This is a genomic window from Novosphingobium soli (assembly GCF_042432915.1).
GTDB classification, from domain to species: Bacteria; Pseudomonadota; Alphaproteobacteria; order Sphingomonadales; family Sphingomonadaceae; genus Novosphingobium; species Novosphingobium soli.
Genome location: NZ_JBHLWK010000017.1, coordinates 45,141 through 71,604 on the forward strand (window position 1 = coordinate 45,141; position 26,464 = coordinate 71,604).

Below are 26,464 nucleotides of genomic sequence, written 5' to 3' on the forward strand. Positions count from 1 at the left end.
CCCCCGGGCGGGGGCTCTTTTCGCATGCGCCATGGAGAGGGGCGAGTGAGGGCGTGGCCCCGGCTGCTGCGGGTCGATGCGCGATGGCCCGGCTTCTCATCCCATCGCGTTCGCCGTGGCGCTGCGTGTGCCGCTGCTGGGCGCGTGAAACTACGAGATTGACCTAAGGGCATTTTGGTGGCGTTTGTGCCCTGGGCGCCGAGGGGGCGGCCATGTGGGGAAAATCATGAAGCATACGTATGCGGCTTCGGCCGCTCTGGTCCTGTCGCTACTCTCGTCGACAGCGCTGGCCAAGCCTCTGGACAAGAACTCGGTTCTCCAGCTCACTCGGATGGGTCTCGGCGACGACGCGGTCACGGCCAAGATAGAGGCCGACAAGGTGGATTTCGATCTTTCGACCGACGAGATGGTGGAGCTGAAGAAGCAGGGCATCACGTCCCCTGTCATCGCGGCGATCATCACCAACCGCTATGTGGCGAAGGTCGAGCCGTCGCTCGATTCTCCCGACCCGCTGGTGCCGCATCCCGCCGGTTTCTACGCGCTGATGGGCGGCAACGGCGCTGCCAGGATGGAGCGCATGGAGCCGACGGTGACGAACCAGGCGAAGACCGGGGGCATCTTCGGCTATGCGCTGACAGGCGGCATCGCATCGATGAGCGTCAAGGCCGCTTTGCAGAACGCCACCTCCCGCGTGCCCGTTTCCGCCGATCCCAAGTTCTATTTCTTCTCGGCCGCGTCGAACGGAGATCAGAGCGGGGCGTGGGCCAGCGGCACCAACACCATCGTCGTCTCACCGGCCGAGCTGACCCTGATCCGCCTGGTCGCCAAGGACGGCCGGCGCGAGGCGCGGGTCGGCAGCATGAACATCGGCGGCGCGAAGACGGGTGTCATGGACAAGGATCGCATCGCGTTCGCGCACACGGAGATCCGGCCCGGCGTGTACGAGGTACGCCCCGAGGCGAGCCTGCCGCCGGGCGAGTACGGCTTCATCTACTCGCTTTCGGGCGGCGTCGGCGCGATGACGGCGCGCATCTTCGACTTCACCGTGCGCTGACGCGTCCGCCGGTCCGGCCGGGCGCCGGACCGGCTTGCACTCAGAACGAGTCCTTCGCACTCCGGAGCGCGGCGAAGGTGGCGATGGCATCGCCGCCGCCCCAGCGCGCCTGCAGCGCCGGCTCGTCGGCGCGCAGGAAGGGGTTGGTCATCAGTTCGCGCGCCAGCTTGGCAGGCACGGTCGGCAGGTCCTTCTCGCGGCGCCGGGCGATCTCCTCGGCATAGGCCTGCAGTTCCGCGTTGTCGGGGTCCGCATGGAGCGCGAAGCGCGCGTTCGAAGCGGTATATTCGTGCGCGCAGTAGATCATCGTTTCGCCGGGAAGCGCCTTCAGCCGCTTGAGCGAGGCCCAGAACTGCGCGGGGTCTCCCTCGAACATGCGCCCGCAGCCCAGGGCGAAAAGGGAATCGCCGACAAAGGCCATGCAGGCACCGGGCAGATGGTAGGCGATGTGCCCCTTGGTGTGCCCGCCCACGTCGATCACGAAGGCCTCACGATCGCCGATGCTGACGACGTCGCCTTGGCCCACGGTGCGATCGATGCCCTCGATCTTCGCCGCATCGCCCTGCGGAGCGGTGATCCGGCAGCCGGTCACGCTCTTGATCGCGGCGTTGCCGCCGGCATGGTCGGGGTGCCAGTGGGTGTTCCATATCTGCGTGATCTGCCAGCCGCGCCGTCCCGCCTGGCGCAGGTACTCGTCCGCATCGGGCGTGTCGATGCAGACGGTCTCGCCGCTCTCGGTATCGTGCAGCAGGTAGCCGTAGTTGTCGGACAGGCAGGGGAACTGGTGAACTTCGAGCATGGGGACCTCTCCTTGCACGAAGAGATCTAGGCGTTCACGCCGCGGGCGGGAAGGGGAGGCTGAGCTGCCAGCTGACGCCGTGCACATCGCTGATCCAGGTGAACAGCGCGGCAAACTCGTAGCTGTCGAGCGGCATCATGACCTTGCCGCCTTTGCCCAGTACCTCCGCCGCGTGGCGCAGCTGCCCCTCGTCGTCGCACTCGACGAAGAACGAGGTCGAGGGCGTGAAGGTAAAGGCGTGGGGGATGGGGCTATCGGAAACCCGCCATTCGGTGCCGCCCAAGGTGAAGCGGGCGGAGGAGAGCCGCCCTTCGAACTCGCCGCTGGCGTGACGTTCCAGCGCGGCAACCTCGATGTGATCGGGGAACGCCCGCTTCCATAACATCAGCGCGTCCTGCGCGTCGCCCTGGAACATCAGGAATGGAACAGCGTGCATGGGTGCGGTGTCCTTGCGAGGCTCGCCAAGGACAAAGCCGGTCCGGCGCCGAGGTTCCTTCCATCCCGACGCCGCCTTCCGCACCTGCCGGCGCGCATGGCCGCTCCGGCAAGCAAAAGCCCGCCCGGATCGCTCCGGGCGGGCCTTCACTGTCTCACCGTCGGGTGAGGCTCGAAACGCTCTTACGAGCGGTTCTTCAGAGCCTCGCCGAGGATGTCGCCGAGCGACGCGCCCGAGTCGGACGAGCCGTACTGCTCCACCGCTTCCTTCTCCTCGGCCAGCTGGCGGGCCTTGACGGAGAAGTTCGGCTTCTTCGAACGATCGAAGCCGGTGACCATGGCGTCGAGCTTCTGGCCGACCTGGAAGCGGTCGGGACGCTGCTCGTCGCGGTCGCGGCCCAGGTCCGAGCGCTTGATGAAGCCGGTGGCGCCATCGTCGCCCGCCTGGACTTCGAGGCCGCCGTCGCGGACTTCGAGGACGGTGACGGTGACGACTTCACCGCGACGCAGCGAGCCCGCGCCACCCGAGGTGGCGACGCCGCCAGCGGCCGGAGCGCCACGCTCGAGCTGCTTCATGCCGAGGCTGATGCGCTCCTTCTCGACGTCGACGTCGAGAACCACGGCCGAGACCTGCTCGCCCTTGCGGTGCAGCGCCAGCGCGTCCTCGCCCGAGATGCCCCAGGCGATGTCGGACATGTGGACCATGCCGTCCACGTCGCCGTCGAGGCCGATGAACAGACCGAACTCGGTCGCGTTCTTGACTTCGCCTTCGACCTGCGAGCCGACCGGGTGCTTCTCGGCGAAGGCCTCCCACGGGTTCTGCTGGGCCTGCTTGAGGCCGAGGCTGATGCGGCGCTTGTCCGAATCGACCTCGAGCACGACCACTTCGACTTCCTGCGAGGTCGAGACGATCTTGCCGGGGTGGACGTTCTTCTTGGTCCAGGACATCTCGGACACGTGGACGAGGCCCTCGATGCCCGGCTCCAGCTCCACGAAGGCGCCGTATTCGGTGATGTTGGTGACGGTGCCCGACAGCTTCGCGCCGACCGGGTACTTGACGGCAGCGCCTTCCCAGGGATCGCTCTCGAGCTGCTTCATGCCCAGCGAGATGCGCTGGGTTTCGCTGTTGATGCGGATGATCTGGACCTTCACGGTGTCGCCGATGGCGATCACTTCGCTCGGGTGGTTGACGCGCTTGTAGCTCATGTCGGTGACGTGGAGCAGGCCGTCGATGCCGCCGAGGTCAACGAACGCACCGTAGTCGGTGATGTTCTTGACGACGCCGTCGATGACCTGGCCTTCGCTCAGCTTGTCGATCAGCTCGCTGCGCTGCTCGGCGCGGGTTTCTTCGAGGACGGCGCGGCGCGACACGACGATGTTGCCGCGGCGACGGTCCATCTTGAGGATCTGGAAGGGCTGCGGCACGTCCATCAGCGGGGTGACGTCGCGCACCGGGCGGATGTCGACCTGCGAGCCGGGGAGGAACGCGACGGCGCCGTCGAGGTCGACGGTGAAGCCGCCCTTGACGCGGCCGAAGATCACGCCCTCGACGCGCTTGCCTTCGCCGAACTCGCTCTCGAGCTTGTCCCAGGCGGCTTCGCGGCGGGCGCGATCGCGCGACAGCATCGCTTCGCCGTCGGCATTCTCGACGCGGTCGACATAGACTTCGACTTCGTCACCGACCTTCAGGCCGTGGTCGTCCTCGCCACGCGCGAACTCGCGCAGGGACACGCGGCCCTCGCTCTTGAGGCCCACGTCGATGACGGCCTTGTCGTTCTCGATGGCGGTGACGGTGCCCTTGACGACGCGGCCTTCGAAGCCGTCGTCAGCGACGCCGCCGAGCTGCTCGTCGAGCATCTTGGCGAAATCGTCGCGGGTGGGATTGGCAGCAGATGCCATTACATGATGTCCTTCGTTCGATTTTCCGGCCTGGCGGTTGGATCCGCCGGTCTTTTCTCCGCCTGTCCGCACCATGCGGGAAGCGGGCCAAAGGGGCCGAACTGCCGCGGCGGCCGGATGCCGGTCACGGCGTCCACCCGGGCGGATGCCTGCGCGGACCGGCGGTCCAATAGGCGCGTAGCGGCCGAAAAGCAAGGAAAATGGCGCGTTGGGCGGGGTTGCGGCGCTGGGGCCCGCGAGGCCTTGTTTCTCATGATGGACTTGGGCATTCCCACCTGCCAACGACAGTTTCCGAGGTGCCGATGGCGGACCAGACGCCGCTGCAGATTCCCGACGCGATTGATGCCACGCTCGCCCCCAGCAAGGCGCTGGTCCCCAAGACCCCGCTCATCATGCGGTTCGGCAAGTGGGTGCAGCCCCGCGTGAACCGGCTGATCTCGCGCAGCTCCCGCGTGCCCGACATACCGGTCTACCCGCATGGGGCCTTCGCGTGGACTCGCCTCCTGGAGGAGAACTGGGAGGTGATCCGGGCAGAGGCCGCAGCGGCGCTGCAGGACCTGGAGGAGGTTCCCCCTCTCGCGACGATCTCTCCCGACCATCGGCGCATCGCGCCGGCCGGCCGGTGGCGCTCGTACTTCCTGGTGGGCTATCGGTATCGCGACGAGCAGAACTGCCGCGCCTGCCCGCGCACCACGCAGCTGCTGTCACGCGTGCCGGGCTTGAACTCCGCCTTCTTCTCGGTGCTGGTGCCGGGCACCCGGATCCCGCAGCATACCGGCGTCTCCAAGGCGTTCCTGACCTGCCACCTGGGCATCCAGGTCCCACGCGAGTCGCACAAGTGCCGCATGCGCGTCGTGGATCAATGGCTCGAATGGGAAGAGGGCCGGTGCCTCGTCTTCGACGACGTCTACAACCACGAGGTCGAGAACGACAGCGACGAGACCCGCATCGTCCTGCTGGTGCAGTTCAAGCGACCCGTGGGCCCGGTCGGATGGGTGGTGGGCAGCCTGTTCCTGGAAGGGGTGCGGCGCTCCCGCTTCGTCCAGGATGCCCGTGCGGGCGTCCAGCGCTGGCGCGACCGCAAGACCGATCAGGCCTCGCCCACCTGATCGCGGCGGGCGTCGACCGCGGCGATCGCGGCGGCGACGGCTTCCTCGCGTCGCAGGTCGGACGTGTCGATCACGATGGCGTCCGGAGCCGCGACCAGCGGCGCATCCTTGCGGGAGCGGTCGCGTTCGTCGCGGGCGGCGAGGTCCGCAGCGATTGCCTCCAGCGTGATCTCGCGCTGCTGCGCCTGCATCTCTAGGAAGCGGCGCTGGGCGCGGGCCTCGACCGAAGCGATCACGAACAGCTTGGTCCCGGCTTCCGGGGCGATCACGGTGCCGATGTCGCGCCCATCCAGCACGGCGCCGCCGGGCTGGAGGGCGAAGCTGCGCTGCCGTTCGTAGAGCGCCTGGCGCACCGCCGGGTGGACCGAGACGCGACTGGCGAGCCCGCCGGTCGTCTCCGATCGCAGCTCCGGGTCGAGCAGGAGGCCCTCGGGAAAGCTGCAGGCGGCGAGCGCCGCGACCGGATCGTCGGGATCGCCGCCGTCCAGCAGGCACTGGCGGCCCACGGCGCGGTAGAGCAGGCCGGTGTCGAGGTGGGGCAGGTGGAAGTGGGCGGCCAGGGCCTTGGCGATGGTGCCCTTGCCCGATGCGGTGGGCCCGTCGACGGCGACGATCATGCCGAGAGCGCCTCCAGCATGGCTTCGAATGCGGGGAAGCTCGTGGCGATGGGGCGGGTGTCGTCGACCTCGACGCCGGCCCGGCTGGCGAGGCCCGCAATCGCCATCGACATGGCGATGCGGTGATCGAGATGGGTGGCGATCGGGCCCGGCGTCCCGTCCAGCGGCTCGCCCCCGGTGCCGGTGATGACGAGGCCGTCCGGCGTTTCGCGGACGCTGGCGCCGGCCGCGCCAAGCGCCGCGGCCATCACCGCGATGCGGTCGGACTCCTTGACGCGCAGTTCCTCCAGCCCGCGAGTGGTGGTGGTCCCCTCGGCAAGGGCGGCGGCGACGAAAAGGGCGGGAAACTCGTCGACCATGCTGGGCACGATGGCCGGGTCGACGGCGATACCCTTCAGCGCGGAGTGGCGCACCAGCAGGTCGGCCACCGGCTCGCCGCCGACCTCTCGCGGGTTCACCTCCTCGATCGCGCCGCCCATCTGGCGCAGGACCTCGACGATGCCGGCGCGGGTCGGGTTGAGACCCACGTTCTCGATCATCACCTCGCTGCCCGGAATGAGCAGGGCGGCGACGATGAAGAAGGCGGCGGAAGAGGGGTCTCCCGGCACCTCGATGACCTGGGGCTGCAATTCCGCCTCGCCGCGGATCGAGATCACCCGCGTCCCGTCCGCCTCGACCTCCACCGTGAGGTCCGCGCCGAAGCCGCGGAGCATGCGTTCGGAGTGGTCGCGCGTCGGCACAGGCTCGATCACCGTGGTGATGCCCGGCGTGTTGAGCCCGGCCAGCAGGATCGCGCTCTTCACCTGCGCCGAGGCGACCGGCAGCCGGTAGCGGATCGGCACCGCGGGCGAGGCGCCGCGGACGATCAGCGGCAGGCGCCCGCCCTCGCTGGCCTCGAACCCTGCGCCCATGGTCGACAGCGGATCGATCACCCGGCCCATGGGGCGCTTGGAGAGCGAGGCGTCGCCCACGAAGCTGGCGGTGATCGGGTGACTGGCGACAAGGCCCATCAGCAGGCGCGTGGAGGTGCCCGAATTGCCCATGTCGAGCGGCGCTTCCGGCTGGAGCAGCGCTCCCACCCCCACGCCGTGGACCGACCAGGCGCCGTCGCCGAGGCGTTCGACCCTTGCGCCCATGGCTCGCATCGCCGCGGCGGTGGCCAGGACGTCCTCGCCTTCCAGCAGCCCGGTCACGCGCGTCTCGCCTACCGCGAGCGCGCCGAGCATGATCGAGCGATGGCTGATCGACTTGTCGCCGGGAACCCGGATGCGCCCCCTCAGCGGCCCCCTGGGCTGGAACCGGCGGGGGCGCATGGAGGATCGGTCGTGGCTCAAGGTCTCGGCTCTTCCAGGGTATCAGGGGTGGCGAAAATCCGGCCGGCTTTTGACAGCGCCGGCCGCCTATGGCAAGGCGCGCGCCCTGATGCAGCCCGCACGCTTGATTTTGCGCGCGCGCCTTACCATCAAGACACGGATTATTCGCCCGCGCCGCTTCCGGACGGGCCAGACGAGGACATTTCATGGCCAAGCCTGAATGGGGCGCCAAGCATGGCTGCCCGAAGTGCGGCACCCGCTTCTACGATCTCGGCAAGGACGATCCCGTCCATTGCATCGAGTGCGGCAACGAGTGGCACCCCGAACCGGTGCTGAAGTCCAAGCAGCCGATCCCCTTCGAGGAAATCCAGAAGAAGGAAGTGGTCGAGCGTGAGGACGCGGACCTCGCCGAAGAGGATCTGGACATCGACGAGGACGGCGATTCGCCGGACAACGACGTGGACCTTGGCGGCGACGACGATCTCGGCATCGGTGCCGGCGACGACGAGGACGACCACGACAACTGAGCCGTCGTCCGCCCCCGCGCGGAAGGTTCAAGGCGGTGGTGCGGAGCGCCGGACAGGAAAAATAAGGCGCTCCGAAATTTCCTCTTGCCAACGTTTTGCGCCGCCACTAGATGGCGGCCTCCCAAGCGAAGGCGCTTCTTCGGAAGCGCAGGAAACAAGGGAAAACGGGCCGAACCTCCCAGGGTCGGCCTGCTGAAATGGACGGGGCCGTAGCTCAGCTGGGAGAGCGCTACAATGGCATTGTAGAGGTCAGGGGTTCGATCCCCCTCGGCTCCACCATTTCGAACATTGCAGTTTCGCATGATGGCGACACGCTGGTTGACGAGGTTTCGTCCACCGGCGTTTTTCGCTATAAGCTCATGCACACGCCGGTCAGCGAGGTTTCGCCCACCGGCGTTTTTGGCGTTAGCTCGCGGTGGGCCGGCGTCGTGATGATGGAGTGAACGGCCCATGTTCGACAGCCTGTCCGATCGTCTCGGTGGTGTGTTCGACAAGCTGCGCGGGCGCGGCGCGCTCAAGGAGCAGGACGTCCTCGACGCCATGCGCGAGGTGCGCATCGCGCTGCTCGAGGCCGATGTCGCGCTGCCGGTGGTCCGTCGCTTCATCGACCAGGTCACCGAGAAGGCCGTGGGCCAGAACGTCCTGCGCTCGGTCACGCCGGGCCAGCAGGTCGTCAAGATCGTCAACGATGCGCTGATCGAGACGCTGGGCGGCGAGGACACCCCCGGGCTCGACCTGAACGCGGCGCCGCCCGTCGTCATCATGATGGTCGGCCTCCAGGGCTCGGGCAAGACCACCAGCACCGCCAAGATCGCCAAGCTCCTCAAGGAGAAGCAGGGCAAGAAGGTGATGATGGCCTCGCTGGACGTGAACCGTCCAGCACCGCCAAGATCGCCAAGCTCCTCAAGGAGAAGCAGGGCAAGAAGGTGATGATGGCCTCGCTGGACGTGAACCGTCCGGCGGCGCAGGAGCAGCTCAAGGTGCTGGGCGAGCAGGTGTCGGTCGTCACGCTCCCGATCATCGCGGGCCAGCAGCCGACCGAGATCGCCACGCGCGCCATGCAGGCCGCGCGCCTCCAGGCGGTGGACGTGCTGCTGCTCGACACCGCCGGCCGCCTCCACGTCGACCAGCAGCTGATGGACGAGATGAAGGCGGTCGCCGCCATCTCCACCCCGCGCGAGACGCTGCTGGTGGTCGACTCGCTGACGGGTCAGGACGCGGTGAACGTGGCGCAGTCCTTCGCGGGCCAGGTGGACCTCACCGGTGTCGTGCTCACCCGCATGGATGGCGATGCCCGCGGCGGTGCGGCGCTGTCGATGCGTGCGGTCACTGGCAAGCCGATCAAGTTCGCCGGCACCGGCGAGAAGATGGAGGCTCTCGAGGTCTTCCATCCCAGCCGCGTCGCCAACCGCATCCTGGGCATGGGCGACATCGTCTCCATGGTCGAGAAGGCGGCCGAAGCGGTCAAGGTCGAGGAGGCCGAGGCGCTCGCCAAGCGCATGGAGCAGGGCAAGTTCGACATGAACGACCTGCGCATGCAGCTCAAGCAGATGCAGTCCATGGGCGGCCTCGGTGCGCTGGCAGGCATGATGCCCGGCATGAAGAAGGCCAAGGCGGCGATGCAGGCTTCGGGCATGGACGACCGGGTGCTGCTGCGCATGGACGCGATCATCGGCTCGATGACGCCCAAGGAGCGCGCCAACCCGGCGCTGCTCAATGCCAAGCGCAAGATCCGCGTCGCCAACGGTTCCGGCACCCAGGTCCAGGACGTCAACAAGCTGCTCAAGATTCACCTGGAGATGTCCAAGGCGATGAAGCAGATCAAGAAGATGGGCGGCATGAAGGGGCTGGCTGCGCTGTTCGGCAAGGGCGGCCTCGATGCGGCCATGCCCGGCCTCGGCGGCCAGGGCCTCGGCCCCGGCGCGGGCGGGCTCTCCGGCCTTCTCGGCGGCGGCGGTGCCCCCGATCTCGGAAAATTCCTGAAAAAGTAAGACTACGTTCTTCAAAGATCACAGAAAGGTAAGTTCAATGGCAGTTTCCATTCGTCTGTCGCGCGGTGGCGCCAAGAAGCGCCCGTACTACAAGATCGTCGTCGCCAACGCGACCGCGCCGCGTGACGGCAAGTACCTGGAGCAGGTCGGCACCTACAACCCGATCCTCGCCAAGGACGACGAGAACCGCGTCCGCCTGGTCGAGGACCGCGTGCGCTACTGGCTCGGCGTCGGCGCGCAGCCGACCGACCGCGTCGCTCGCCTGCTCGACAAGGCCGGCATCAAGGAGCGCGCGGCGACCGTGAACCCGAGCAAGGGCGAGCCGGGCAAGAAGGCCAAGGACCGCGCCGAGGAGAAGGCCGAGAAGCAGCGCGAGGCCGAAGAGGCCGCTGCTGCTGCTGCCGCGGCTCCGGCCGAGGAAGCTCCGGCCGAGACCGCCGAGGAATCCACCGAGGCCTAAGCCTTGGTCGACGGCAAGAACGACCGTCCCGTCACGCTTGCCGCCGTCACCGGTGCGCACGGCGTGACGGGCGAGGTTCGCCTCAAGCTGTTCGGGGAAGGCGTGGCGGCGCTCAAGCGCTACCGCGCCTTCAACGACGCTTCGCTCACGCCGGTGAAGCTGCGCGACGACGGCAAGGGCGGCGCGATCGCCCGTTTCGCAGAGGTGCAGGACCGCAACGCCGCCGAAAGGCTGCGCGGCACGGCCCTCACCGTCCCGCGTTCCGCGATGCCGGCGCTGGACGAAGGCGAGTACTACCACGCCGACCTCCTGGGCCTGCCCGTCGTCTCGCAAGAGGGCGAGGCGCTGGGCACCTGCATCGCGGTCGAGAACTTCGGCGCCGGCGACGTGCTGGAGATCGAGCGCCCGTCGGGCGAGGATGGCAAGCGCCGCCGCTTCATGGTGCCGATGACGCGCGCCGCGGTGCCCGAATGGGACACGCAGCGCATCGTCCTCAACGCGGCCTTCGCGGAAGAATAGCCGCGCAAGCGGCGTGTGCTTGCCGTCTCCGGCAGGGCGATGTATATACGTTGCATATATACATCGCGGGAGCGCACCATGGGCAAGGAATATACCACCAGGAGCTTCAAGTCGGGCAACTCGGTCGCCATCCGCATGCCGGCTGGCCTTGGCGTGGAGCCCGACCGCGAATGGATCGCCGAGTGGGTCGATGGCGACTTGCGCCTGCGCGCCAAGGAACAGCCCCGCCGCAAGATCGACGTCAGCGGCTTTGCCGGCAAGGCGCCCTGGCTCAAACCCCTTCCGCCCGAGTTGCGTGAATTTGAGGAGCGCCCGAGCACCATCGCCGCGCGCGAAAAGGCGCAGCGCGGCGAATGACCCGTTACATGATCGATGCGGACAGCTCGATCTACGCGATGGTGGATCGGGCAAGTCCGGTCAATGCCAGGTTGGCCGAGTGCGAGCCGGGCGACGTGGTCGTCTCGACCATCAGTTTCGCCGAGATCGCATTGGGCGTACAACTGCAAAGGCCGCCGCCGCCCGAAGTGCTGGAGGCGTTTCTGACCGCAGTGCCGCTGGTCCCGTTCGATGAGGCCGCGGCACGCGCATACGCCAAGCTGCCATTCAAGCGCGCCCGCTTCGATCGGCTGCTGGCTGCCCATGCGCTGAGCATCGGTGCGGTGGTGATCACCAACAACGAGCCCGATTTCGCGGACGTGCCCGGTCTCAAGGTAGAGAACTGGACACTGTGATCGCCTGCAGCCCCAGTCAGGCCCAGATAATGAGTACCTGCATGACCTTCTCCGCCACCGTCCTCACCCTCTACCCCGAGATGTTCCCCGGTCCGCTCGGCGTCAGCCTGGCGGGCAGGGCGCTGGCCGAGGGCAAGTGGTCGATCGACCCCGTCCATATCCGCGACTTCGCCCAGGACAGGCACCGCACCGTCGACGATACGCCGGCGGGGGGCGGCGCCGGCATGGTGCTCAAGGTCGACATCCTGGCGGCTGCTATCGACCATGCCCGCGCCGCCAACCCCGGCGCACCAGTGATCGCCATGACGCCGCGCGGGAGGCCGATCTCGCAGCAGCGCATCCGCGAACTTGCGGAAGGGTCCGGCGTCATCCTGCTGTGCGGCCGCTTCGAAGGCTTCGACGAACGCATCTTCGCCGGCCGCGAGGTGGAGGAAGTCTCGGTTGGCGACATCATCCTGTCCGGCGGAGAATGCGCCGCGCTGATGGTTCTCGACGCTTGCATTCGGCTGCTTCCCGGCGTAATGGGCGCGCCTTCCAGCGGGACCGAGGAATCGTTCGAGGACGGTCTTCTCGAGTACCCGCACTATACCCGACCCACCGAGTGGGAAGGGCGCACGATCCCTGAAGTGCTGCGATCGGGGGATCATGCGAAGATCGCCGCCTGGCGCAAGCAGAAGGCGGAAGACGATACACGGTCACGCAGGCCGGACCTCTGGGAGCGTCACAGGGACGCTCGGGTTCAGCCTGCCTCTGGCGCGCGGCGAAAGAACGAGGATTTGGGTTCATGAACCTGATTCAGCAGATCGAGGCCGAGGAAATCGCCAAGGCCGCCAAGGATATTCCCGAGTTCCGCCCGGGTGACACCGTCCGCGTCGGCGTGAAGGTCGTCGAAGGCACCCGTACCCGTGTCCAGGCTTACGAGGGCGTGTGCATCGCGCGTTCGAACCGCGGCATGGGTTCGAACTTCACCGTGCGCAAGATGAGCTTCGGTGAAGGCGTGGAGCGCGTATTCCCGCTCTACTCGCCCAACATCGATTCGATCACCGTGGTCCGCCGCGGCGTCGTGCGCCGCGCCAAGCTGTACTACCTGCGTGGTCGTACCGGCAAGCGCGCCCGCATCGCCGAGCGTCGCGTCAACGAAGCCCAGGGCTAAGCCAGGGGCGAGGGGCTCCGTCCGCGAGGGCGGAGCCGCATCAAGAGGCGGTTCGATCCGAGCCGCCTTTTTTTGCGCCCGTACGTTTCGCCTCGAGGCGCGGCGGCGATACGCAAGAATCGCAGTTGCCATCGTCGGCTTCGTGGATCGAGCCGCAGGTCCGGCGCGACCGGCGAGGCTGCGACATACCGTGAAGCACCCGACCGAAAGTGGCGGAAAAACGGGATTAACTGCCGATCTTGGCCGTGTTTAGGCCTTGCCACCTCTCGCAAAACCCGCTCAATTCCGTCGCCGGTTCGAGGCGAATCTGAAATTTCAACACCATCCGCTCCACTGAAAGGTAAGGGGGTTCCCATAATGAACAAGAACGATCTCATCAGCGCAGTCGCCGATTCGAGCGGTCTCACCCGCAGCGACGCGACCAAGGCCGTCGAGTCCGTCTTCGACGCTATCTCCGGCTCGCTGAAGAAGGGCGACGAAGTGCGTCTGGTCGGCTTCGGCACTTTCTCGGTCGCGAAGCGCAAGGCCTCGACCGGTCGTAACCCCCGCACCGGCGAGCCGATGGAAATCAAGGCTTCGGCCCAGCCGAAGTTCAAGGCCGGCAAGGGCCTCAAGGATGCCGTCAACTAAGACGGCACGCGACCTGTAACGCCTCGCAGGTCAACACGAACACGCCGCGCCAGCCCACCCGGGCGGCGCGGCGTTTTTCGTGGTGCCCCAGGCCGCCCGAGGCAGGGTCGATCAAAGGCGGGGCAGGCCAGGGCAGGCAGGTCGGGGAAAGCACCATGGACGACGAGGACAGGGAGGCGATCATCGCCACGTTCCGGAGCGACGGCGGTGGGCTCGCCTACGTGATCGGGATGGACCACCTGGAGCGCAGTCACTGCTACACCTTCGGATGGTCGGTCAGCTTCGATCTGCCGGAGCTGATTGCCTTCGGAACGCAGGCCATGGTCTTTAGGGTCATGCCCGAAGCGTTCGACGCCTTCGTGGATGCCGTGGACGGCGGCATCGCCATCGAGGATGGGGCGTGCTGGCCGGTTCAGGTCAACGGCCACGACCTCGTGGGCCGCTTCGTGGACCAGTCCCGGATCGACGCCGCGCTGTTCGATAACGCGCTCCTGTGTCGGGATGCGGGGCTTGCCGGCCTACCGCCGGCGTACCAGCTGTTCTGGGCCGACGAGGCGGGGCGCTACCCCTGGCAGGAGGGCTGCTCCGATTTCTGCCGGGCGCTGCAGCCCCTGCTGTACCTGCCCCTGACGCTGCCCCCGACCTGACCTGACCTGGCCTGACCTGGCCTGACCTGACCTGGCCTGACCTGGCCTGACCTCGCGCCGGGCAAGGCGGCGGCGAGATCCGTGCCTCGGCGCCGCCCGCCTTGACGTCCCCTTGCGGGATGCAGGGTCGCTCAGTCCAGGTCCCGCGTGGCGGCTGCGTAGAGCGCGATGGCCGCGGCGTTGCTGACGTTGAGGCTTTCCATGGCGTCGCTGATGGGGAGCTTGGCAAGCGCGTCGCAGTGCTGGACGATGTTGTGCCGCATCCCGTCGCCCTCGGCGCCGAGCACCAGCGCCACGGGGCCGGTGGGAAGCGCCTCGCCCAGCGTGGCATCCGCGGCTCCGTCGAGGCCGATGCGCCAGTAGCCCGCCTCGGCGATCTCCTCCAGCGCGCGGGCGAGGTTCACCACCCGGACCCACGGCAGGACCTCGAGCGCGCCGGAGGCCGACTTGGCCAGCGTCCCGGACTCCGGCGGGGCGTGCCGGTCCTGGGTGACGATGGCGCAGGCGTCGAACGCGGCGGCCGAGCGCATGATGGCGCCGACGTTGTGCGGATCGGTGACCTGGTCGAGCACCACCAGCGGCCGCGCGGGATCGCCTTCGAGCACATCGGCCAGGAAGATGTCATCGAGCGGCGCGCACTCCAGCACCAGCCCCTGGTGCGGCGCATCGCGGGCGACCAGGCGCGCGAGGTCCGCGGGCTGCGCCCATTCGACGGGAAAGTCGCTCGGCAGCTCGCCATCCAGCGATTCGACGCCTTCGCGAGTCGCCCAGAGCTTGCGATGCACGCGATCCGGGTTCTTCAGCGCAGCCTCGACCGCGTGCCGGCCCCATAGCCTGACCATTCCGGACGAGGCGCGACCGCTGCCGCGGCCATTCTTCATGCGTCCGGCACGACCGCGCAGGGCGGCGGACCTGCGCCCTTCCCCCTGTGCTCCTCCCCTCTCGTCGGCGCCCTCGGGGCTGCCTTGCGGGCCGGTGCGTCCGCCGCCACGCTTGCTCATCGATCGTCCTTTCAGAAAAACACGGGTATCGCAAAATTCTTGCCCCCTGTGGCAGCGACCCCATTGACAGGCAAGGCCCGCTTCGGCAAAGGCGCGGCTCCTCGGCAACGGGGCCCCTCACGGAGCCTCGACCAACGCCGGATTTCCTCGCAGTTGCGGGGGCTTCCGGCAGCCAGCAACTGGTGTGGACAGGTGGCCGAGTGGTTAAAGGCAGCAGACTGTAAATCTGCCCGCGCAAGCGTACGCTAGTTCGAATCTAGCCCTGTCCACCACCAGCTTTCCCCCTCGCTTCCCTGAAGGGGAACACCCCCCCAATCGGCATCGGTACAATCCGGCAGGTCGATCGCCTGCAGGGAACATCGCGCGCCTGGCGGCATTGCGGTACCTGTGCACACTGTCTAGATGAGAGCGATGCCCGGAGACATTCTCGATAATCAAGGTCGCGGCGAAGCGTCGTGGCAGTGGCCCTCCATCCACCGCGAAGGCCGCAAGTTCGGCGCCATCGCCGGTGTCGTGGCGCTCGCCGCCTGGATCCTGCTGGGACCTTGGTTCGGCTGGCCGCTGGCGGTGCTGACGCTGTGCGTGCTGGCATTCTTCCGCGACCCCGTGCGGGTGACGCCGCAGTCCGACCGGGCGATCATCGCGCCGGCCGACGGGCTGGTCACGCTGATCGGCAAGGTGGCGCCGCCGCGCGAGCTCACCGTCGATGACGGCACCGGCTCCGCGCCGCTCTCTGCCGAGCCGGTGACGCGGATCTCAATCTTCATGTCGGTGTTCGACGTCCACATCAATCGGGCGCCGATCGGCGGCACCGTCCAGCGCGTCATCTACATCCCGGGCAAGTTCGTGAATGCCGATCTGGACAAGGCGAGCGAGGAGAACGAACGCCAGCACATCCTGATCGAGCGCGGGGATGGCCTGCGAATCTGCTTCACGCAGATCGCGGGGCTCGTCGCGCGGCGGATCGTGCCGTTCATCAAGCCGGGCGACATCATCGCCCCCGGGCAGCGGATCGGCCTCATCCGATTCGGCAGCCGCGTGGACGTCTACCTGCCCGCAGGAACCGAGCCGAAGGTACTTATGGGGCAGAAGATCGTCGCCGGCGAGACCGTCCTGGCCGAGCTCGCCAGCGCCCCGTTGATCGAGGGCGTCGCCCAGTGATCGACGGGCCGGGCTACGAGCCGGACACCGGCCCGCTTCCACGCCGCCGGCTTGCGGCGGGCCTCTCGATGCGGGCGCTCGTCCCCAACGCGATCACCGCGGCCGCCTTGTGCTCGGGCCTGACGGGCATCCGCTTCGCCATCGCCGGCGACTTCGAGAAATCGGTCCAGGCGGTGATCCTCGCCGGGCTGCTGGACGGGATCGACGGCCGTGCGGCGCGGCTCCTCAAGGCGCAGACCCGCTTCGGCGCGGAGCTCGACAGCCTGGCCGATTCGATCTCGTTCGGCGTGGCTCCGGCGCTGATCGTCTACCTCTGGACGCTGCACCAGCTGCCCAGCCTGGGCTGGATCGCGGCACTGGCCTTCGCCATCTGCTGCGTGCTGCGCCTGGCGCGCTTCAACGCCCGGCTCGACATGCTGGACCAGCCGCACAAGTCCGCCGGGTTCCTCACCGGCGTGCCGGCTCCGATCGGGGCAGGGCTGACGTTCCTGCCGCTGTACCTGTGGATCGCCAGCACGCGACCCGAATTCGCCAACCCGATCTTCGTCAGCCTCTGGATGATCCTGGTGGCGTTCCTCATGATCTCCAGCATCCCGACGCTGGCCTGGTCCCGGATGCGGCCTCCGCCGCGCTTGCGCCTGGGCGTGATCGCGCTCGTCGGCCTGACCATGGCCGCGCTCCTCACCGAACCCTGGTTCACGCTGGTCGCGATCACGATCGTCTACCTGCTGCTGATCCCGCTGGGCCTGGTGACGTACCGCAAGGTCAGGCGGCAAGCTCCAGCCCCGGCCATTCCAGCCGGACCGGCTCCCGCCGCGGACGGGCACGGACCGGGCGCGGACTGACCAGCGTCAGCGCGGGCGCCTGTACTCGCTCCGTCACCGTCCAGCACAGAGTCATCGTTCCGGGGCAGCGATCCAGCTGCGCGCGCAGTCTGCGCGCGGCAGGGCCGTACCGCCGGGCGGACTGCAGCAGGGCACAAGCCGATGCCAGCGCGGCAAGGACAAAGAGGCTGGCGGCGAATGCAGTCATGACCGTTCCTTTCGAACCGCGGCCCGGCGTCGGACCTGTGGACAGCTTGTGGATAATGCGAATCTGTTCTACCGATGTTCTGTAGCTCTGTAGTTCTCGTTTTGTTCCCTCGATGTCAAGGGAAAAGAACAAGCGGCTGGGTTCGCACTCCTCCTGCGGTCGATGGGCAAGACGCGGCGGAGCCCGCCTATGCGGCGTGGCTCCGGTGGGGGAACTGGTACAGGCGATGCGTGATCGGCTGGGGCGCGGCGGGCCGCCGGATGCGGGATCGATGCTGTGCGCCGACTTCGGTGCTGCACGCGCGCGTCTCGATGCAGCGCACCTCGATGATATGCTGGTCTTCGGCAGCAAGCTGCCGCCGAAGCGACCGAATGGCCGGCAAGGCCGTGCTTGCGCTCCGCCAGATCGTGATGAGCGCGGCCAAGGCGGCGAGGAGGAACAGGGCAGGGGGTACGATAGTCATGGCAAACGGCCTTCTCACCTCTTCTCGCCCCACTCCCTGTTCCGCGCTTAAGGGCCTGCTGTTGGGGCGCTATCTGCAGTGATCGGCTGCGCTCCGGCCTGGCCCGCCAGGCAGCGGCGATCATCTGGGGAATGCCCGTCCGCACAGCCGAGTTCCGCTCCTCGGGCCCGGTCTCGCGGGAATCCGGGCTTTTGACGATGAGATGACAATGCGCTGCGGCGAATTGGGGGTGGATTTGGCCGCGGAACAGAGCTAAGGGCCGCTCCGCTCGCCGATACGGCCGGATTCCCCGGCTCGACTCGGGCGGCAATCCACATGGAAGGCGCACATACCGGTGCCGCGGCGGCCATGTCCCGATGGGCATCCGCACGGTTCCAGCCTTCCAGAGGTCCAACCGGAAAGGAAATACCTATGGCGGCTCCTGTCGTCACCATGCAGCAGCTCATCGAGGCCGGCGCCCACTTCGGCCACCAGACCCACCGCTGGAATCCGCGGATGAAGCCGTACATCTTCGGCGCCCGCAACGGCATCCACATCATCGACCTGTCGCAGACCGTGCCGCTCTTCGCGCGCGCTCTGGAGTTCATCCAGTCGACGGTGCAGGCCGGCGGCAAGGTGCTCTTCGTCGGCACCAAGCGCCAGGCGCAGGAGCCGATCGCCCAGGCCGCCCGCGCTTGCGGCCAGCACTTCGTCAACCACCGCTGGCTGGGCGGCATGCTCACCAACTGGAAGACCATCTCGGGCTCGATCAAGCGCTTCAAGGCGCTGGAAGAGCAGCTGGCGGGCGACACCGCCGGCCTCACCAAGAAGGAAGTGCTCCAGCTGACCCGCGAGCGTGACAAGCTCGAGCTGTCGCTCGGCGGTATCCGCGACATGGGCGGCATCCCGGACGTGATGTTCGTGATCGATGCCAACAAGGAAGAGCTGGCGATCAAGGAAGCCAACGTCCTCGGCATCCCGGTCGTCGCCGTGCTCGACACCAACGTCAATCCGCAGGGCATCGCCTTCCCGATCCCCGGCAACGACGACGCCAGCCGCGCCGTGCGCCTGTACTGCGACGCGATTGCCCAGGCTGCGACGAAGGGTCGCCGCGAAGGCGTGATCGACAGCGGCGCGGACATCGGTTCGTTCGACGAGCCGGTCGCTGAAGAGACCGTCGAGGCGTAAGAGCCCGGCACGACGACACTTTCGTCACGGAATTGTCGCGCGCCGGGTCCATGGGGCCCGGCGCGCACCTGTTTTCGGGGTCCGATCTCGGGCTCCCCACCAAGCAAGAGGATTTGAGCGATGGCTTACACCGCCGCTGACGTGAAGAACCTGCGCGAGCGCTCGGGCGCCGGCATGATGGACTGCAAGAAGGCCCTCGACGAGACCGGTGGCGACATCGAAGCCGCTATCGACGCCCTGCGCGCCAAGGGCCTTGCCGCCGCCGCCAAGAAGTCCAGCCGCACCGCGGCCGAGGGCCTCGTGGGCGTGGCCGTGACCGGCACCAAGGGTGTGGCCGTCGAAGTCAACTCGGAGACGGATTTCGTCGCCAAGAACGACCAGTTCCAAGACTTCGTGCGCAAGACCACCGAAGTCGCGCTGGGCGTGGCGGGTGACGACGTCGAGGCGCTGAAGGGCGCTGCCTACCCGACCGGCGGCACCGTCGGCGACGCGCTGACCAACAACGTCGCGACCATCGGCGAGAACCAGCAGGTTCGCCGCATGAAGACCGTCGAAGTCGCGCAGGGCCTCGTGGTCCCCTACATGCACAACGCCGCCGCGCCGAACCTCGGCAAGATCGGCGTTCTCGTCGCGCTCGAATCGGAAGCCCCGGCCGAAGCGCTGGAAGCACTCGGCAAGCAGATCGCGATGCACATCGCCGCGGCGTTCCCGCTCGCGCTCAACGCCGAGGACCTGGATGCCGACCTGATCGCGCGCGAGCGCAAGATCGCCGAGGAGAAGGCCGCAGAGTCGGGCAAGCCCGAAGCGGTGCAGGCCAAGATGGTCGAGGGCGCCATCGCCAAGTACGCCAAGGAGAACGCTCTCCTGTCGCAGGTCTTCGTGATGGACAACAAGACGCCGATCCAGCAGGTCGTCGATCAGGCCGGCAAGGAAGCGGGCGCGAAGATCGTCCTGAAGGACTACGTGCGCTTCCAGCTCGGCGAAGGCATCGAGAAGGAAGTCACCGACTTCGCGGCGGAAGTCGCCGCTGCCGTCGCGGGCTGATCCCAAGCTCTCCTTCGGGAGCACGAGTAGGGCCGGGAAGCATGGCTTTCCGGCCCTTTCTGTTGCCCGGGCGACACGCTGCGGGATCAAACGTGCCCTCTACGCGTTGAACCGGAGTACCATGTTCGGGAGACGCACGATGAACGCGATCACCGCCGTGGCCGAGTTCCGGCAGGGGCTTCCGGCTTACACGGTTTCCGATGAGCTGGCGGTCCTGCAGAAATCGGTCGAGAATGCCTGCCCCCCGTCCAGCATCGTCAGCTTCGTATTCGACGGCAAGCTTCGGGTGGCGGTGGACGTCCACACCTTCGAGGAGGCCTCACAGGTGGAAGCGGTGCTTCCATCGATCGGTGGCGGCGTGTTTCACGACGTTGCGCGCGGCAATACGCCGGGCATGTCCTTTCGCCGCCGCGTGAGTGCGCTCGTCGATCGCTAAATCGGCCCTCCTACGACGTTGCTCCCGCGGTGCAGCCCTGTGAAGCGCCGATTGCGCGGTCATGGAGCCGCTCAAGCAGGACCAGCGCCGTGAGCGCGCCGACCAGGCACATGAGCATGTCCCATTGCGTGTCCCATGGGTCGCCCTGTGTTCCCAGGAACTGGTCGGCTCCTTGGCCCAGCGCCAGGGCGGCGCCGAACTCCACGAGTTCATAGGCGGCACTCACGGCGAGACAGCACGCGACAACGAGCGTGCGCAACAGCCATCCGGTCCGAACACCCCCCAGCCGTATCAGCAGTTCGCGCAGGACGATGGCCGGCGTGAAGCCCTGGAAGAAGTGGCCGAAGCGATCGTAAGGGTTGCGCGCGAGCCCGAGCCATTGCTGGAACTCATGGCCGATCGGCACACGCGCGTAGGTGTAGGCGCCGCCCAGCATGAGCACGAGGCCATGGGCGCCGATCAGAACGACAGCGAGGCGGGTCAGTGCGAAATGGGAGCGGGTGAGCCACAGCACCGCTCCTGCGACGAGAACAGGCGCCACCTCCATCCACCACGTGGCCCTGTCGTGTGGGGCGTAGCCAGAGGCGAGCAACGCCGCTGACCAGACGATGAAGAGGCTCGCCAGGTCGTGGTTGCGGGACAAGGCCGAAGGCATTCTCGGGAAATCTCCGTCTGTCGCGATGATGCGCACGGGAGGTAGAGCCTAGCCTCTCGTGCCCGGGGGGCAAGCGGCCCGCGCGCCTAGCCCCTTGGCAACCGAACGCTGCGCTCCTAAAGCCGGGCCACCCCTTTCCCGGAGATCCAGCGGCATGTCATCCCCCTACAAGCGCGTCCTGCTCAAACTTTCGGGCGAGGTGTTGATGGGGAGCCAGCAGTTCGGAATCGATCCCGAGTTCGTCGCCGAACTCGCGCGCGAGGTGAAGGCGGCGAAGGACACCGGGCTCGAAATCTGCCTGGTGATCGGTGGGGGCAACATCTTCCGTGGCATGGCCGGTGCCGCGCGGGGCATGGATCGCGCTCAGGCGGACTACATGGGCATGCTGGCGACCGTGATGAACGCCCTTGCGATGCAGAACGCGCTCGAGCAGCTGGGCGTGCAGACGCGGGTGCAGTCCGCCGTGCAGATGGATCAGGTCTGCGAGCCCGTGATCCGCCGCCGCGCGGAGCGGCACCTGGAGAAGGGCCGCGTCGTGATCTTCGCCGCAGGGGTGGGCGCGCCTTACTTCACCACCGATTCGGGGGCCGCGCTGCGGGCGGCCGAGATGCGCTGCGACGCCCTGCTCAAGGGCACCAGCGTCGACGGGGTCTACGATAGCGATCCGAAGACGAACCCGCTCGCCAAGCGCTATGACGCCGTGGACTACGACACCGTCCTCGCCGACAACCTCAAGGTGATGGACGCCTCCGCCGTGGCGCTGTGCCGCGATAACGCAATTCCGATCGTCGTGTTCTCGATCCGCGAGAAGGGAAACCTGGCCAGGGTTCTCGTGGGAGAAGGCGTGCAGACGATCGTCCAGAAAGGAGCCTGAACTATGGCCAAGTACGACAAGGCGGACCTCGAGCGCCGCATGAGGGGCGCCGTCGACGCGCTCAAGCACGACCTCTCGGGCCTGCGCACCGGCCGCGCGAACACCGCGCTGCTGGAGCCGATCACCGTGACGGTCTACGGCAGCAACATGCCGATCACTTCCGTGGCGACGATCTCCGCGCCCGAGCCGCGGATGCTCTCGGTGCAAGTATGGGACAAGTCGAACATCGGCCCCGTCGAGAAGGCGATCCGCTCCGCCGGCCTCGGTCTCAATCCGATCAACGACGGCAACACCCTGCGCCTTCCGATCCCCGACCTGACCGAGGAACGGCGCAAGGAACTCGCCAAGCTGGCCAGCCAGTATGCCGAGAAGGCCCGTGTCGCGGTCCGCAACGTGCGCCGCGACGGGATGGAGAACCTCAAGGCCGACGAGAAGAAGAACGAGATCTCCGAGGACGAACGCAAGCGGGCAGAGACCGACGTCCAGAAGCTGACGGACGACGTCATCAAGTCGCTCGACGAGGAATTCGCGCGCAAGGAAAAGGAAATCCTGGGCAAGTGAGACGCCTGGGCAGATGCCGGCGCCTGGCCGCGAAGAGAGGCTGATGGCCAAGGAGGAACCCGTGCGCGCCCGCCACGTCGCCATCATCATGGATGGCAACGGGCGCTGGGCGAAGAAGCGACACCTGCCCCGCGCGCTGGGTCACCAGCGCGGGGTGGAGGCGGTCCGCCGCGTCGTGCGGGGCGCGCGCGAGATGGGGCTGGAGGCGCTGACGCTCTATGCCTTCTCGACCGAGAACTGGCGCCGCCCGGAAGACGAGATCTCCGATCTCATGGGCTTGATGAAGCGCTTCATCCTCTCCGACCTGGAGGAGTTCGCGCAGGCCGGCGTGCGGCTGAAGATCATCGGCGACTACACCGCCTTCAAGCCGGACGTGGTCGACCTGATCGAAGGCGCCGTCCAGCGCACCGCAGGCAACGCCGGCACGACGCTGGCGGTGGCCCTGAACTACGGCTCGCAGGACGAGATCGCCCGCGCCGCCACCAAGGCGGCCGCAAAGGGCGCGATCACGCCCGAGAGCATCGCGGATGAACTCGACACGGCCGATCTCCCGCCGCTCGACTTGCTAATCCGCACCTCGGGCGAGGTTCGGCTGTCGAACTTCCTGCTCTGGCAGGCGGCCTATGCCGAGATGCTGTTCACCGAGGTTCTGTGGCCGGACTTCACGGTCGAGCACCTGCGGGAGGCGCTCGAGGCCTTCACCACCAGGGAGCGGCGCTATGGCGGGCGTTAGGGCCGGTTGCGCGCGAGTGTTCGCGAAGCGCGCTGCCGATGTCGCGGGCTCCGCCGCATGAAGGGTCCTGCGGGCAGGTCAGACCTTGGCGTGCGGACCGCATCGGCGCTGATCATGGTCGCCGTGGCGGGGACCGCGTTGTGGGTCGGCGGAGCGGTCTGGATCGCCTTCGTCTGCGCCATCTCCGTGGGCGTCCTTTGGGAGTGGGTGCGCCTGGCCCGGATGGCGACACCGGGACCCGGCGGCCGGGCGGCATGGAACTTCGCGGGGATGCTTTACGTCGGGGTCGGTGCCGCGATGCTGCTGTTCCTGCGCAATCCGGCCTTCTCGCTCATGCCGGTGCTGACCCTGCTGGCGACCGTCATCGCCGTGGACGTGGGTGCATACTTCATGGGGCGTTCGCTGGGCGGACCCAAGATCGCGCCGTCGATCAGTCCCTCCAAGACCTGGGCGGGACTGCTTGGCGGTGTCCTCGGCGCCACTCTGGCGCTGTTCGGCGCAGCGCGGCTGTGGCAGTCGGGCGCGATTTCGCTGACGCCCGCCGGCGCTGCTGCGGATGCGAGCGCGTGCTTCGGCATGCAGCCTTGCTGGTATCTGGCTGCCGGGCCCGTGCCGCTTTTCGCCACCTGCCTGATGTCCGGCCTCATCGCCGCGGTCTGCGCACAGGCGGGCGATTTCTTCGAGAGCTGGATGAAGCGGCGTGCCGGCGTGAAGGATTCGGGCAATCTCATCCCGGGACACGGCGGCTTCTTCGATCGGGTGGACGGCTTGCTCGCCGTGCTCTTCGTGCTCGGCCTCATGATCCTGTTTCAGCCGCGATGAGGCCGATGCGAACCCTGACCGTTCTTGGCGCCACCGGTTCGGTCGGTGCCTCCACGCTCGACCTGATCCGCCGCAATCGTGACGAATGGCGCGTGCTGGCGCTCACCGCGCACTCGAACACCGCGGAGCTTGCCCGTCTGGCTCGCGAATTCGGCGCGGAACTCGCGGTCGTGGCCAACGAAGCGCAACTGCCGGCCTTGCGCGAAGCCCTGGCCGGGTCGGGCGTCGAGGCGGCGGGCGGCCCTGCAGCCCTGGTTGAGGCGGCGGCACGCGGGGCGGACGTCACTCTCGCGGCGATCGTCGGCTGCGCTGGCCTCGCGCCGACGATGGCGGCGATCGAGCAGGGGGGGGTGATTGCGCTGGCCAACAAGGAGGCGCTGGTCTCCGCCGGGGACGTGATGACCGCGGCGGTGGAGCGGCACGGCGCCACGCTGCTGCCGGTCGATTCCGAGCACAACGCGATCTTCCAGTGCCTGGCCGGGAACGACTCCGCCCATGTGCGGTGGATCACCCTGACAGCCAGCGGGGGGCCGTTCCGCGATTGGAGCTGGGAGCGTCTCTGTGCGGCCACGCCGGCCGAGGCCGTGCGCCACCCCAACTGGGACATGGGCGCCAAGATCAGCGTCGATTCGGCGACGATGTTCAACAAGGGCCTGGAGCTGATCGAGGCGCACCACCTGTTCCCCGTCGGGCTCGACCGGCTGCGCATCATCGTCCACCCGCAGTCGGTGGTCCACTCGATGGTCGAATATCGCGACGGCTCCACGCTGGCACAACTGGGCCCCTCCGACATGCGCGTGCCGATCGCCTCCGCCCTGGCCTGGCCGGAGCGGATGGACACGCCCTGCACCCCGCTGGACCTGGCCGAGATCGGCGAACTCACGTTCCGGCGTCCGGACGAGGAGCGCTTTCCCGCCACGCGCCTGGCGCGCGAGGCCGCCATGGCGGGCGGAGCCATCCCGGCCGTGCTCAACGCCGCCAACGAGATCGCGGTCGCAGCGTTCCTGGCCGGTCAGATTTCGTTCACCCGTATTGCCGCACAAGTGGAAGACGTGCTGGGTTCCTACGCTCCGCCGCCGCCCGGCTGTCTTTCGGATGTTCTCGAAGTGGACACCGAAGCGCGGGCGAGGGCGCGCGTGCTGATGACCAGTGCCTGACGAAAGACCACGGACTTGACCGGATCCCCTGGACTCCTGACGACGATCTTCGCCTTCCTCCTGGTGCTGGGACCCCTCGTCCTGATCCACGAGCTTGGCCACTACCTGGTGGGGCGCCTGTTCGGCGTGAAGGCGGATGCCTTCTCCATCGGCTTCGGCAAGGAGCTGGCCGGATGGACCGACCGGCGCGGCACGCGCTGGAAGCTGTCGGCCCTGCCCCTGGGGGGGTACGTCCAGTTCGCGGGCGACATGACCCCGACCGGCACGCCTGGCGCCGCTGATGCGCGGCTCAGTCCGCAGGAGCGGGCGCAGACCTTCCATTCCAAGCCGGTCTGGCAGCGGGCGCTGATCGTGCTGGCCGGGCCGATGACCAACCTGCTGTTGTGTGTCGCCATCTTCGCGGCGTTCTACGGCGCTTATGGCCGGGTGGTGGAAGATGCCGAGATCAGCGGGTTCTCGCAGGGTTCGGCGGCGCAGGTCGGCGGCCTGCGCATCGGCGACCGCATCCTCGCCATCGACGGCGAGCAGATCGAGGGCGCGCGCGATGTCGGCGCCCATACGCTGTACTTCCCGGGAAAGACCGTGTCGGTGGCCGTCGATCGCGACGGTCGCACGCTGGTGCTCCCGGTCACGCTCGCCTCGCAGGAGCTGAGCGACGACTTCGGCAACAAGGCGCGCGTCGGCGACCTCGGCGTCGAGATGGCCCCCCCGATCGTCGGCGGCTTCTACGGCGATTCACCGGCGGAGAAGGCGGGGCTTGAACTCGGCGACCGCATCGTGGCGGTCGGCGGCACCGCGATCACCAGCTTTGCCGACATTCCGCGCCTGATCCGGCCGAACGCCGGCCGCGCAGTGGATGTGACGGTGCGCCGCGACGGGCAGGTCCGCACGATCGCAGTGCCGATCACCGAAGGCACGGCCATCGACGAGGAGGGGGTGACCCGCAAGGTGGGCCAGATCGGCGTCCGTGCCGGACGCCTGGAGCGCGTCGGACCCTTGCGGGCGGTGGCACTCGGCTTCGACCAGAGCTTCAAGGTGATGGGCTCGATGGTCACCGGCATCGTGCAGATCTTCACCGGCGACAGGTCCGTCCGCGAGCTGGGCGGTCCGGTGAAGATCGCGCAGTATTCCGGCCAGCAGTTCAGCCTGGGCTGGGAAGCCTTCGTGAGCTTCGCGGCGCTAATCTCGATTAACTTGGCATTCATCAACCTCCTGCCAATTCCTGGCCTCGACGGCGGGCACCTGGCTTTCTACGCGGCCGAACTGGTCCGTCGCAGGCCCCTGGGTGTGCGCAGTCAGGAATGGGCGATCCGAACGGGCGTGGCGCTGGTGCTAGCGCTCATGGTGTTCGTCACTGTCAATGACCTGGCATCGCTCCCGATTTTCGGGGGATAGCCCGAAGGATTTCGTCAGCGATCACACCGCCGCGGGTTTGCCTGCTTGATCAGATGCCCGCCATCGGGCAGATGGCTGC

At 67.6% G+C, this 26,464-nt stretch carries 30 protein-coding genes, 2 tRNA genes and 1 pseudogene; 25 read left to right on the plus strand and 8 right to left on the minus strand.

Annotated features, from left to right (window positions below; genetic code table 11):
* Positions 1–226 precede the first annotated feature (226 nt).
* Positions 227–1,054, plus strand: a complete 828-nt coding sequence (locus tag ACFFJC_RS14070; protein ID WP_379488115.1) for a hypothetical protein — start codon at positions 227–229, stop codon at positions 1,052–1,054.
* 40 nt (positions 1,055–1,094) lie between these two features.
* Here ACFFJC_RS14070 and gloB read toward each other — a convergent pair whose 3' ends face one another.
* The 3 genes from gloB to rpsA form a co-directional block, all read right to left on the minus strand.
* A complete protein-coding gene (gene gloB, locus ACFFJC_RS14075; protein WP_379488116.1) occupies positions 1,095–1,853 on the minus strand; it encodes a hydroxyacylglutathione hydrolase in 759 nt (252 codons plus the stop codon).
* Positions 1,854–1,887: 34 nt separating this feature from the next.
* The gene (locus ACFFJC_RS14080; RefSeq protein WP_379488117.1) at positions 1,888–2,289 is read right to left on the minus strand and encodes a VOC family protein; all 402 of its coding nucleotides are present in this window, start codon (positions 2,287–2,289) and stop codon (positions 1,888–1,890) included.
* Positions 2,290–2,471: 182 nt separating this feature from the next.
* Positions 2,472–4,187 (minus strand): 30S ribosomal protein S1, encoded by a 1,716-nt coding sequence (gene rpsA / locus ACFFJC_RS14085; protein ID WP_379488118.1) that lies wholly within the window; start codon positions 4,185–4,187, stop codon positions 2,472–2,474.
* 302 nt (positions 4,188–4,489) lie between these two features.
* On the opposite strand from rpsA, the gene ACFFJC_RS14090 reads away from it, so the two are divergent.
* The gene (locus tag ACFFJC_RS14090; protein WP_379488119.1) at positions 4,490–5,296 is read left to right on the plus strand and encodes an aspartyl/asparaginyl beta-hydroxylase domain-containing protein; all 807 of its coding nucleotides are present in this window, start codon (positions 4,490–4,492) and stop codon (positions 5,294–5,296) included.
* Here the strand turns inward: ACFFJC_RS14090 and ACFFJC_RS14095 are convergent.
* Together ACFFJC_RS14095 and aroA are read right to left on the minus strand one after the other, a co-directional pair.
* Positions 5,278–5,913 (minus strand): (d)CMP kinase, encoded by a 636-nt coding sequence (locus tag ACFFJC_RS14095; RefSeq protein WP_379488120.1) that lies wholly within the window; start codon positions 5,911–5,913, stop codon positions 5,278–5,280. The two genes, ACFFJC_RS14090 and ACFFJC_RS14095, sit on opposite strands and share 19 nt — an antisense overlap.
* Positions 5,910–7,226 (minus strand): 3-phosphoshikimate 1-carboxyvinyltransferase, encoded by a 1,317-nt coding sequence (gene aroA / locus ACFFJC_RS14100; protein ID WP_379488233.1) that lies wholly within the window; start codon positions 7,224–7,226, stop codon positions 5,910–5,912. Before aroA ends, ACFFJC_RS14095 begins: the two co-directional genes overlap by 4 nt.
* 206 nt (positions 7,227–7,432) lie before the next feature.
* On the opposite strand from aroA, the gene ACFFJC_RS14105 reads away from it, so the two are divergent.
* From ACFFJC_RS14105 to ACFFJC_RS14155, 11 genes and pseudogenes are all read left to right on the plus strand, one after another.
* Entirely contained in the window at positions 7,433–7,753 is a 321-nt protein-coding gene (locus ACFFJC_RS14105) for an FYDLN acid domain-containing protein (RefSeq protein ID WP_379488121.1), read from the plus strand.
* Between the two features lie 203 nt (positions 7,754–7,956).
* Positions 7,957–8,032, plus strand: a tRNA-Ala gene (locus ACFFJC_RS14110).
* Between the two features lie 171 nt (positions 8,033–8,203).
* Positions 8,204–9,744 (plus strand): annotated as a pseudogene (locus tag ACFFJC_RS14115) (signal recognition particle protein).
* Positions 9,745–9,781: 37 nt separating this feature from the next.
* Entirely contained in the window at positions 9,782–10,204 is a 423-nt protein-coding gene (rpsP, locus tag ACFFJC_RS14120) for a 30S ribosomal protein S16 (protein WP_379488122.1), read from the plus strand.
* Positions 10,205–10,207: 3 nt separating this feature from the next.
* A complete protein-coding gene (gene rimM, locus ACFFJC_RS14125; RefSeq protein WP_379488123.1) occupies positions 10,208–10,723 on the plus strand; it encodes a ribosome maturation factor RimM in 516 nt (171 codons plus the stop codon).
* Between the two features lie 78 nt (positions 10,724–10,801).
* Positions 10,802–11,080: a hypothetical protein gene (locus ACFFJC_RS14130; RefSeq protein WP_379488124.1), complete on the plus strand. Its 279-nt coding sequence runs from the start codon at positions 10,802–10,804 to the stop codon at positions 11,078–11,080.
* Positions 11,077–11,454, plus strand: coding sequence for a type II toxin-antitoxin system VapC family toxin (locus tag ACFFJC_RS14135; RefSeq protein ID WP_379488125.1), 378 nt, complete (start codon positions 11,077–11,079; stop codon positions 11,452–11,454). The genes ACFFJC_RS14130 and ACFFJC_RS14135 overlap by 4 nt, the downstream gene beginning before the upstream one ends.
* Before the next feature lie 41 nt (positions 11,455–11,495).
* On the plus strand, positions 11,496–12,242 hold the full coding sequence (trmD, locus tag ACFFJC_RS14140; protein ID WP_379488126.1) for a tRNA (guanosine(37)-N1)-methyltransferase TrmD: 747 nt from the start codon (positions 11,496–11,498) through the stop codon (positions 12,240–12,242).
* On the plus strand, positions 12,239–12,607 hold the full coding sequence (gene rplS / locus ACFFJC_RS14145; RefSeq protein ID WP_379488127.1) for a 50S ribosomal protein L19: 369 nt from the start codon (positions 12,239–12,241) through the stop codon (positions 12,605–12,607). The genes trmD and rplS overlap by 4 nt, the downstream gene beginning before the upstream one ends.
* A gap of 357 nt (positions 12,608–12,964) precedes the next feature.
* Positions 12,965–13,237, plus strand: a complete 273-nt coding sequence (locus tag ACFFJC_RS14150; protein WP_379488128.1) for an HU family DNA-binding protein — start codon at positions 12,965–12,967, stop codon at positions 13,235–13,237.
* A gap of 155 nt (positions 13,238–13,392) precedes the next feature.
* Positions 13,393–13,884 carry a DUF4262 domain-containing protein gene (locus ACFFJC_RS14155; protein ID WP_379488129.1) on the plus strand — a complete coding sequence of 164 codons (492 nt, stop codon included), beginning with the start codon at positions 13,393–13,395 and terminating at the stop codon, positions 13,882–13,884.
* Positions 13,885–14,015: 131 nt separating this feature from the next.
* On the opposite strand, the gene ACFFJC_RS14160 is transcribed toward ACFFJC_RS14155, so the two are convergent.
* Positions 14,016–14,885, minus strand: a complete 870-nt coding sequence (locus ACFFJC_RS14160) for a TrmH family RNA methyltransferase (RefSeq protein ID WP_379488130.1) — start codon at positions 14,883–14,885, stop codon at positions 14,016–14,018.
* A 186-nt stretch (positions 14,886–15,071) separates the two neighbouring features.
* Between ACFFJC_RS14160 and ACFFJC_RS14165 the strand changes: the two genes are divergently transcribed.
* From ACFFJC_RS14165 to pssA, 3 genes are all read left to right on the plus strand, one after another.
* A tRNA-Tyr gene (locus ACFFJC_RS14165) sits at positions 15,072–15,157 on the plus strand.
* A 139-nt stretch (positions 15,158–15,296) separates the two neighbouring features.
* On the plus strand, positions 15,297–16,046 hold the full coding sequence (locus ACFFJC_RS14170; protein WP_379488131.1) for a phosphatidylserine decarboxylase: 750 nt from the start codon (positions 15,297–15,299) through the stop codon (positions 16,044–16,046).
* 68 nt (positions 16,047–16,114) lie between these two features.
* Positions 16,115–16,891: a CDP-diacylglycerol--serine O-phosphatidyltransferase gene (gene pssA, locus ACFFJC_RS14175; protein WP_379488234.1), complete on the plus strand. Its 777-nt coding sequence runs from the start codon at positions 16,115–16,117 to the stop codon at positions 16,889–16,891.
* A gap of 374 nt (positions 16,892–17,265) precedes the next feature.
* Here the strand turns inward: pssA and ACFFJC_RS14180 are convergent, their stop codons facing one another.
* On the minus strand, positions 17,266–17,541 hold the full coding sequence (locus ACFFJC_RS14180; RefSeq protein ID WP_379488132.1) for a hypothetical protein: 276 nt from the start codon (positions 17,539–17,541) through the stop codon (positions 17,266–17,268).
* Between the two features lie 411 nt (positions 17,542–17,952).
* Between ACFFJC_RS14180 and rpsB the strand changes: the two genes are divergently transcribed.
* The 3 genes from rpsB to ACFFJC_RS14195 all read left to right on the plus strand — a co-directional run bounded on the left by rpsB (position 17,953) and on the right by ACFFJC_RS14195 (position 20,188).
* Positions 17,953–18,708 carry a 30S ribosomal protein S2 gene (rpsB, locus tag ACFFJC_RS14185; RefSeq protein WP_379488133.1) on the plus strand — a complete coding sequence of 252 codons (756 nt, stop codon included), beginning with the start codon at positions 17,953–17,955 and terminating at the stop codon, positions 18,706–18,708.
* Between the two features lie 120 nt (positions 18,709–18,828).
* Positions 18,829–19,752, plus strand: a complete 924-nt coding sequence (gene tsf, locus ACFFJC_RS14190) for a translation elongation factor Ts (protein ID WP_379488134.1) — start codon at positions 18,829–18,831, stop codon at positions 19,750–19,752.
* Between the two features lie 139 nt (positions 19,753–19,891).
* Complete coding sequence (locus ACFFJC_RS14195) at positions 19,892–20,188, plus strand: hypothetical protein (protein ID WP_379488135.1); 297 nt, start codon at positions 19,892–19,894, stop codon at positions 20,186–20,188.
* 10 nt (positions 20,189–20,198) lie between these two features.
* Here the strand turns inward: ACFFJC_RS14195 and ACFFJC_RS14200 are convergent, their stop codons facing one another.
* On the minus strand, positions 20,199–20,879 hold the full coding sequence (locus ACFFJC_RS14200) for a DUF2238 domain-containing protein (RefSeq protein ID WP_379488136.1): 681 nt from the start codon (positions 20,877–20,879) through the stop codon (positions 20,199–20,201).
* Positions 20,880–20,997: 118 nt separating this feature from the next.
* Between ACFFJC_RS14200 and pyrH the strand changes: the two genes are divergently transcribed.
* The 6 genes from pyrH to rseP are packed head-to-tail and all read left to right on the plus strand — an operon-like array spanning position 20,998 to position 26,385.
* Positions 20,998–21,717, plus strand: coding sequence for a UMP kinase (gene pyrH / locus ACFFJC_RS14205; protein WP_379488137.1), 720 nt, complete (start codon positions 20,998–21,000; stop codon positions 21,715–21,717).
* A gap of 3 nt (positions 21,718–21,720) precedes the next feature.
* On the plus strand, positions 21,721–22,278 hold the full coding sequence (frr, locus tag ACFFJC_RS14210; RefSeq protein ID WP_379488138.1) for a ribosome recycling factor: 558 nt from the start codon (positions 21,721–21,723) through the stop codon (positions 22,276–22,278).
* A gap of 43 nt (positions 22,279–22,321) precedes the next feature.
* Entirely contained in the window at positions 22,322–23,011 is a 690-nt protein-coding gene (gene uppS, locus ACFFJC_RS14215) for a polyprenyl diphosphate synthase (protein WP_379488139.1), read from the plus strand.
* A 57-nt stretch (positions 23,012–23,068) separates the two neighbouring features.
* Positions 23,069–23,833 (plus strand): phosphatidate cytidylyltransferase, encoded by a 765-nt coding sequence (locus ACFFJC_RS14220; RefSeq protein WP_379488140.1) that lies wholly within the window; start codon positions 23,069–23,071, stop codon positions 23,831–23,833.
* A gap of 5 nt (positions 23,834–23,838) precedes the next feature.
* A complete protein-coding gene (locus ACFFJC_RS14225; protein WP_379488141.1) occupies positions 23,839–24,990 on the plus strand; it encodes a 1-deoxy-D-xylulose-5-phosphate reductoisomerase in 1,152 nt (383 codons plus the stop codon).
* Between the two features lie 15 nt (positions 24,991–25,005).
* Positions 25,006–26,385 (plus strand): RIP metalloprotease RseP, encoded by a 1,380-nt coding sequence (gene rseP / locus ACFFJC_RS14230; protein ID WP_379488142.1) that lies wholly within the window; start codon positions 25,006–25,008, stop codon positions 26,383–26,385.
* Positions 26,386–26,464: the final 79 nt, after the last annotated feature.

Coding starts and splice junctions, on each gene's coding strand:
- gloB (WP_379488116.1), bottom strand. CDS start 1,853: ATGCTCGAAGTTCACCAGTTCCCCTGCCTGTCCGACAACTACGGCTAC.
- ACFFJC_RS14155 (WP_379488129.1), top strand. CDS start 13,393: ATGGACGACGAGGACAGGGAGGCGATCATCGCCACGTTCCGGAGCGAC.
- aroA (WP_379488233.1), bottom strand. CDS start 7,226: ATGCGCCCCCGCCGGTTCCAGCCCAGGGGGCCGCTGAGGGGGCGCATC.
- ACFFJC_RS14170 (WP_379488131.1), top strand. CDS start 15,297: ATGCCCGGAGACATTCTCGATAATCAAGGTCGCGGCGAAGCGTCGTGG.
- uppS (WP_379488139.1), top strand. CDS start 22,322: ATGGCCAAGGAGGAACCCGTGCGCGCCCGCCACGTCGCCATCATCATG.
- ACFFJC_RS14150 (WP_379488128.1), top strand. CDS start 12,965: ATGAACAAGAACGATCTCATCAGCGCAGTCGCCGATTCGAGCGGTCTC.
- ACFFJC_RS14195 (WP_379488135.1), top strand. CDS start 19,892: ATGAACGCGATCACCGCCGTGGCCGAGTTCCGGCAGGGGCTTCCGGCT.
- rpsB (WP_379488133.1), top strand. CDS start 17,953: ATGGCGGCTCCTGTCGTCACCATGCAGCAGCTCATCGAGGCCGGCGCC.
- ACFFJC_RS14160 (WP_379488130.1), bottom strand. CDS start 14,885: ATGAGCAAGCGTGGCGGCGGACGCACCGGCCCGCAAGGCAGCCCCGAG.
- rpsP (WP_379488122.1), top strand. CDS start 9,782: ATGGCAGTTTCCATTCGTCTGTCGCGCGGTGGCGCCAAGAAGCGCCCG.
- ACFFJC_RS14090 (WP_379488119.1), top strand. CDS start 4,490: ATGGCGGACCAGACGCCGCTGCAGATTCCCGACGCGATTGATGCCACG.
- rplS (WP_379488127.1), top strand. CDS start 12,239: ATGAACCTGATTCAGCAGATCGAGGCCGAGGAAATCGCCAAGGCCGCC.
- frr (WP_379488138.1), top strand. CDS start 21,721: ATGGCCAAGTACGACAAGGCGGACCTCGAGCGCCGCATGAGGGGCGCC.
- ACFFJC_RS14225 (WP_379488141.1), top strand. CDS start 23,839: ATGCGAACCCTGACCGTTCTTGGCGCCACCGGTTCGGTCGGTGCCTCC.
- ACFFJC_RS14105 (WP_379488121.1), top strand. CDS start 7,433: ATGGCCAAGCCTGAATGGGGCGCCAAGCATGGCTGCCCGAAGTGCGGC.
- ACFFJC_RS14095 (WP_379488120.1), bottom strand. CDS start 5,913: ATGATCGTCGCCGTCGACGGGCCCACCGCATCGGGCAAGGGCACCATC.
- ACFFJC_RS14180 (WP_379488132.1), bottom strand. CDS start 17,541: ATGACTATCGTACCCCCTGCCCTGTTCCTCCTCGCCGCCTTGGCCGCG.
- trmD (WP_379488126.1), top strand. CDS start 11,496: ATGACCTTCTCCGCCACCGTCCTCACCCTCTACCCCGAGATGTTCCCC.
- pyrH (WP_379488137.1), top strand. CDS start 20,998: ATGTCATCCCCCTACAAGCGCGTCCTGCTCAAACTTTCGGGCGAGGTG.
- ACFFJC_RS14135 (WP_379488125.1), top strand. CDS start 11,077: ATGACCCGTTACATGATCGATGCGGACAGCTCGATCTACGCGATGGTG.
- pssA (WP_379488234.1), top strand. CDS start 16,115: ATGCGGGCGCTCGTCCCCAACGCGATCACCGCGGCCGCCTTGTGCTCG.
- ACFFJC_RS14220 (WP_379488140.1), top strand. CDS start 23,069: ATGAAGGGTCCTGCGGGCAGGTCAGACCTTGGCGTGCGGACCGCATCG.
- ACFFJC_RS14070 (WP_379488115.1), top strand. CDS start 227: ATGAAGCATACGTATGCGGCTTCGGCCGCTCTGGTCCTGTCGCTACTC.
- rpsA (WP_379488118.1), bottom strand. CDS start 4,187: ATGGCATCTGCTGCCAATCCCACCCGCGACGATTTCGCCAAGATGCTC.
- tsf (WP_379488134.1), top strand. CDS start 18,829: ATGGCTTACACCGCCGCTGACGTGAAGAACCTGCGCGAGCGCTCGGGC.
- ACFFJC_RS14080 (WP_379488117.1), bottom strand. CDS start 2,289: ATGCACGCTGTTCCATTCCTGATGTTCCAGGGCGACGCGCAGGACGCG.
- ACFFJC_RS14130 (WP_379488124.1), top strand. CDS start 10,802: ATGGGCAAGGAATATACCACCAGGAGCTTCAAGTCGGGCAACTCGGTC.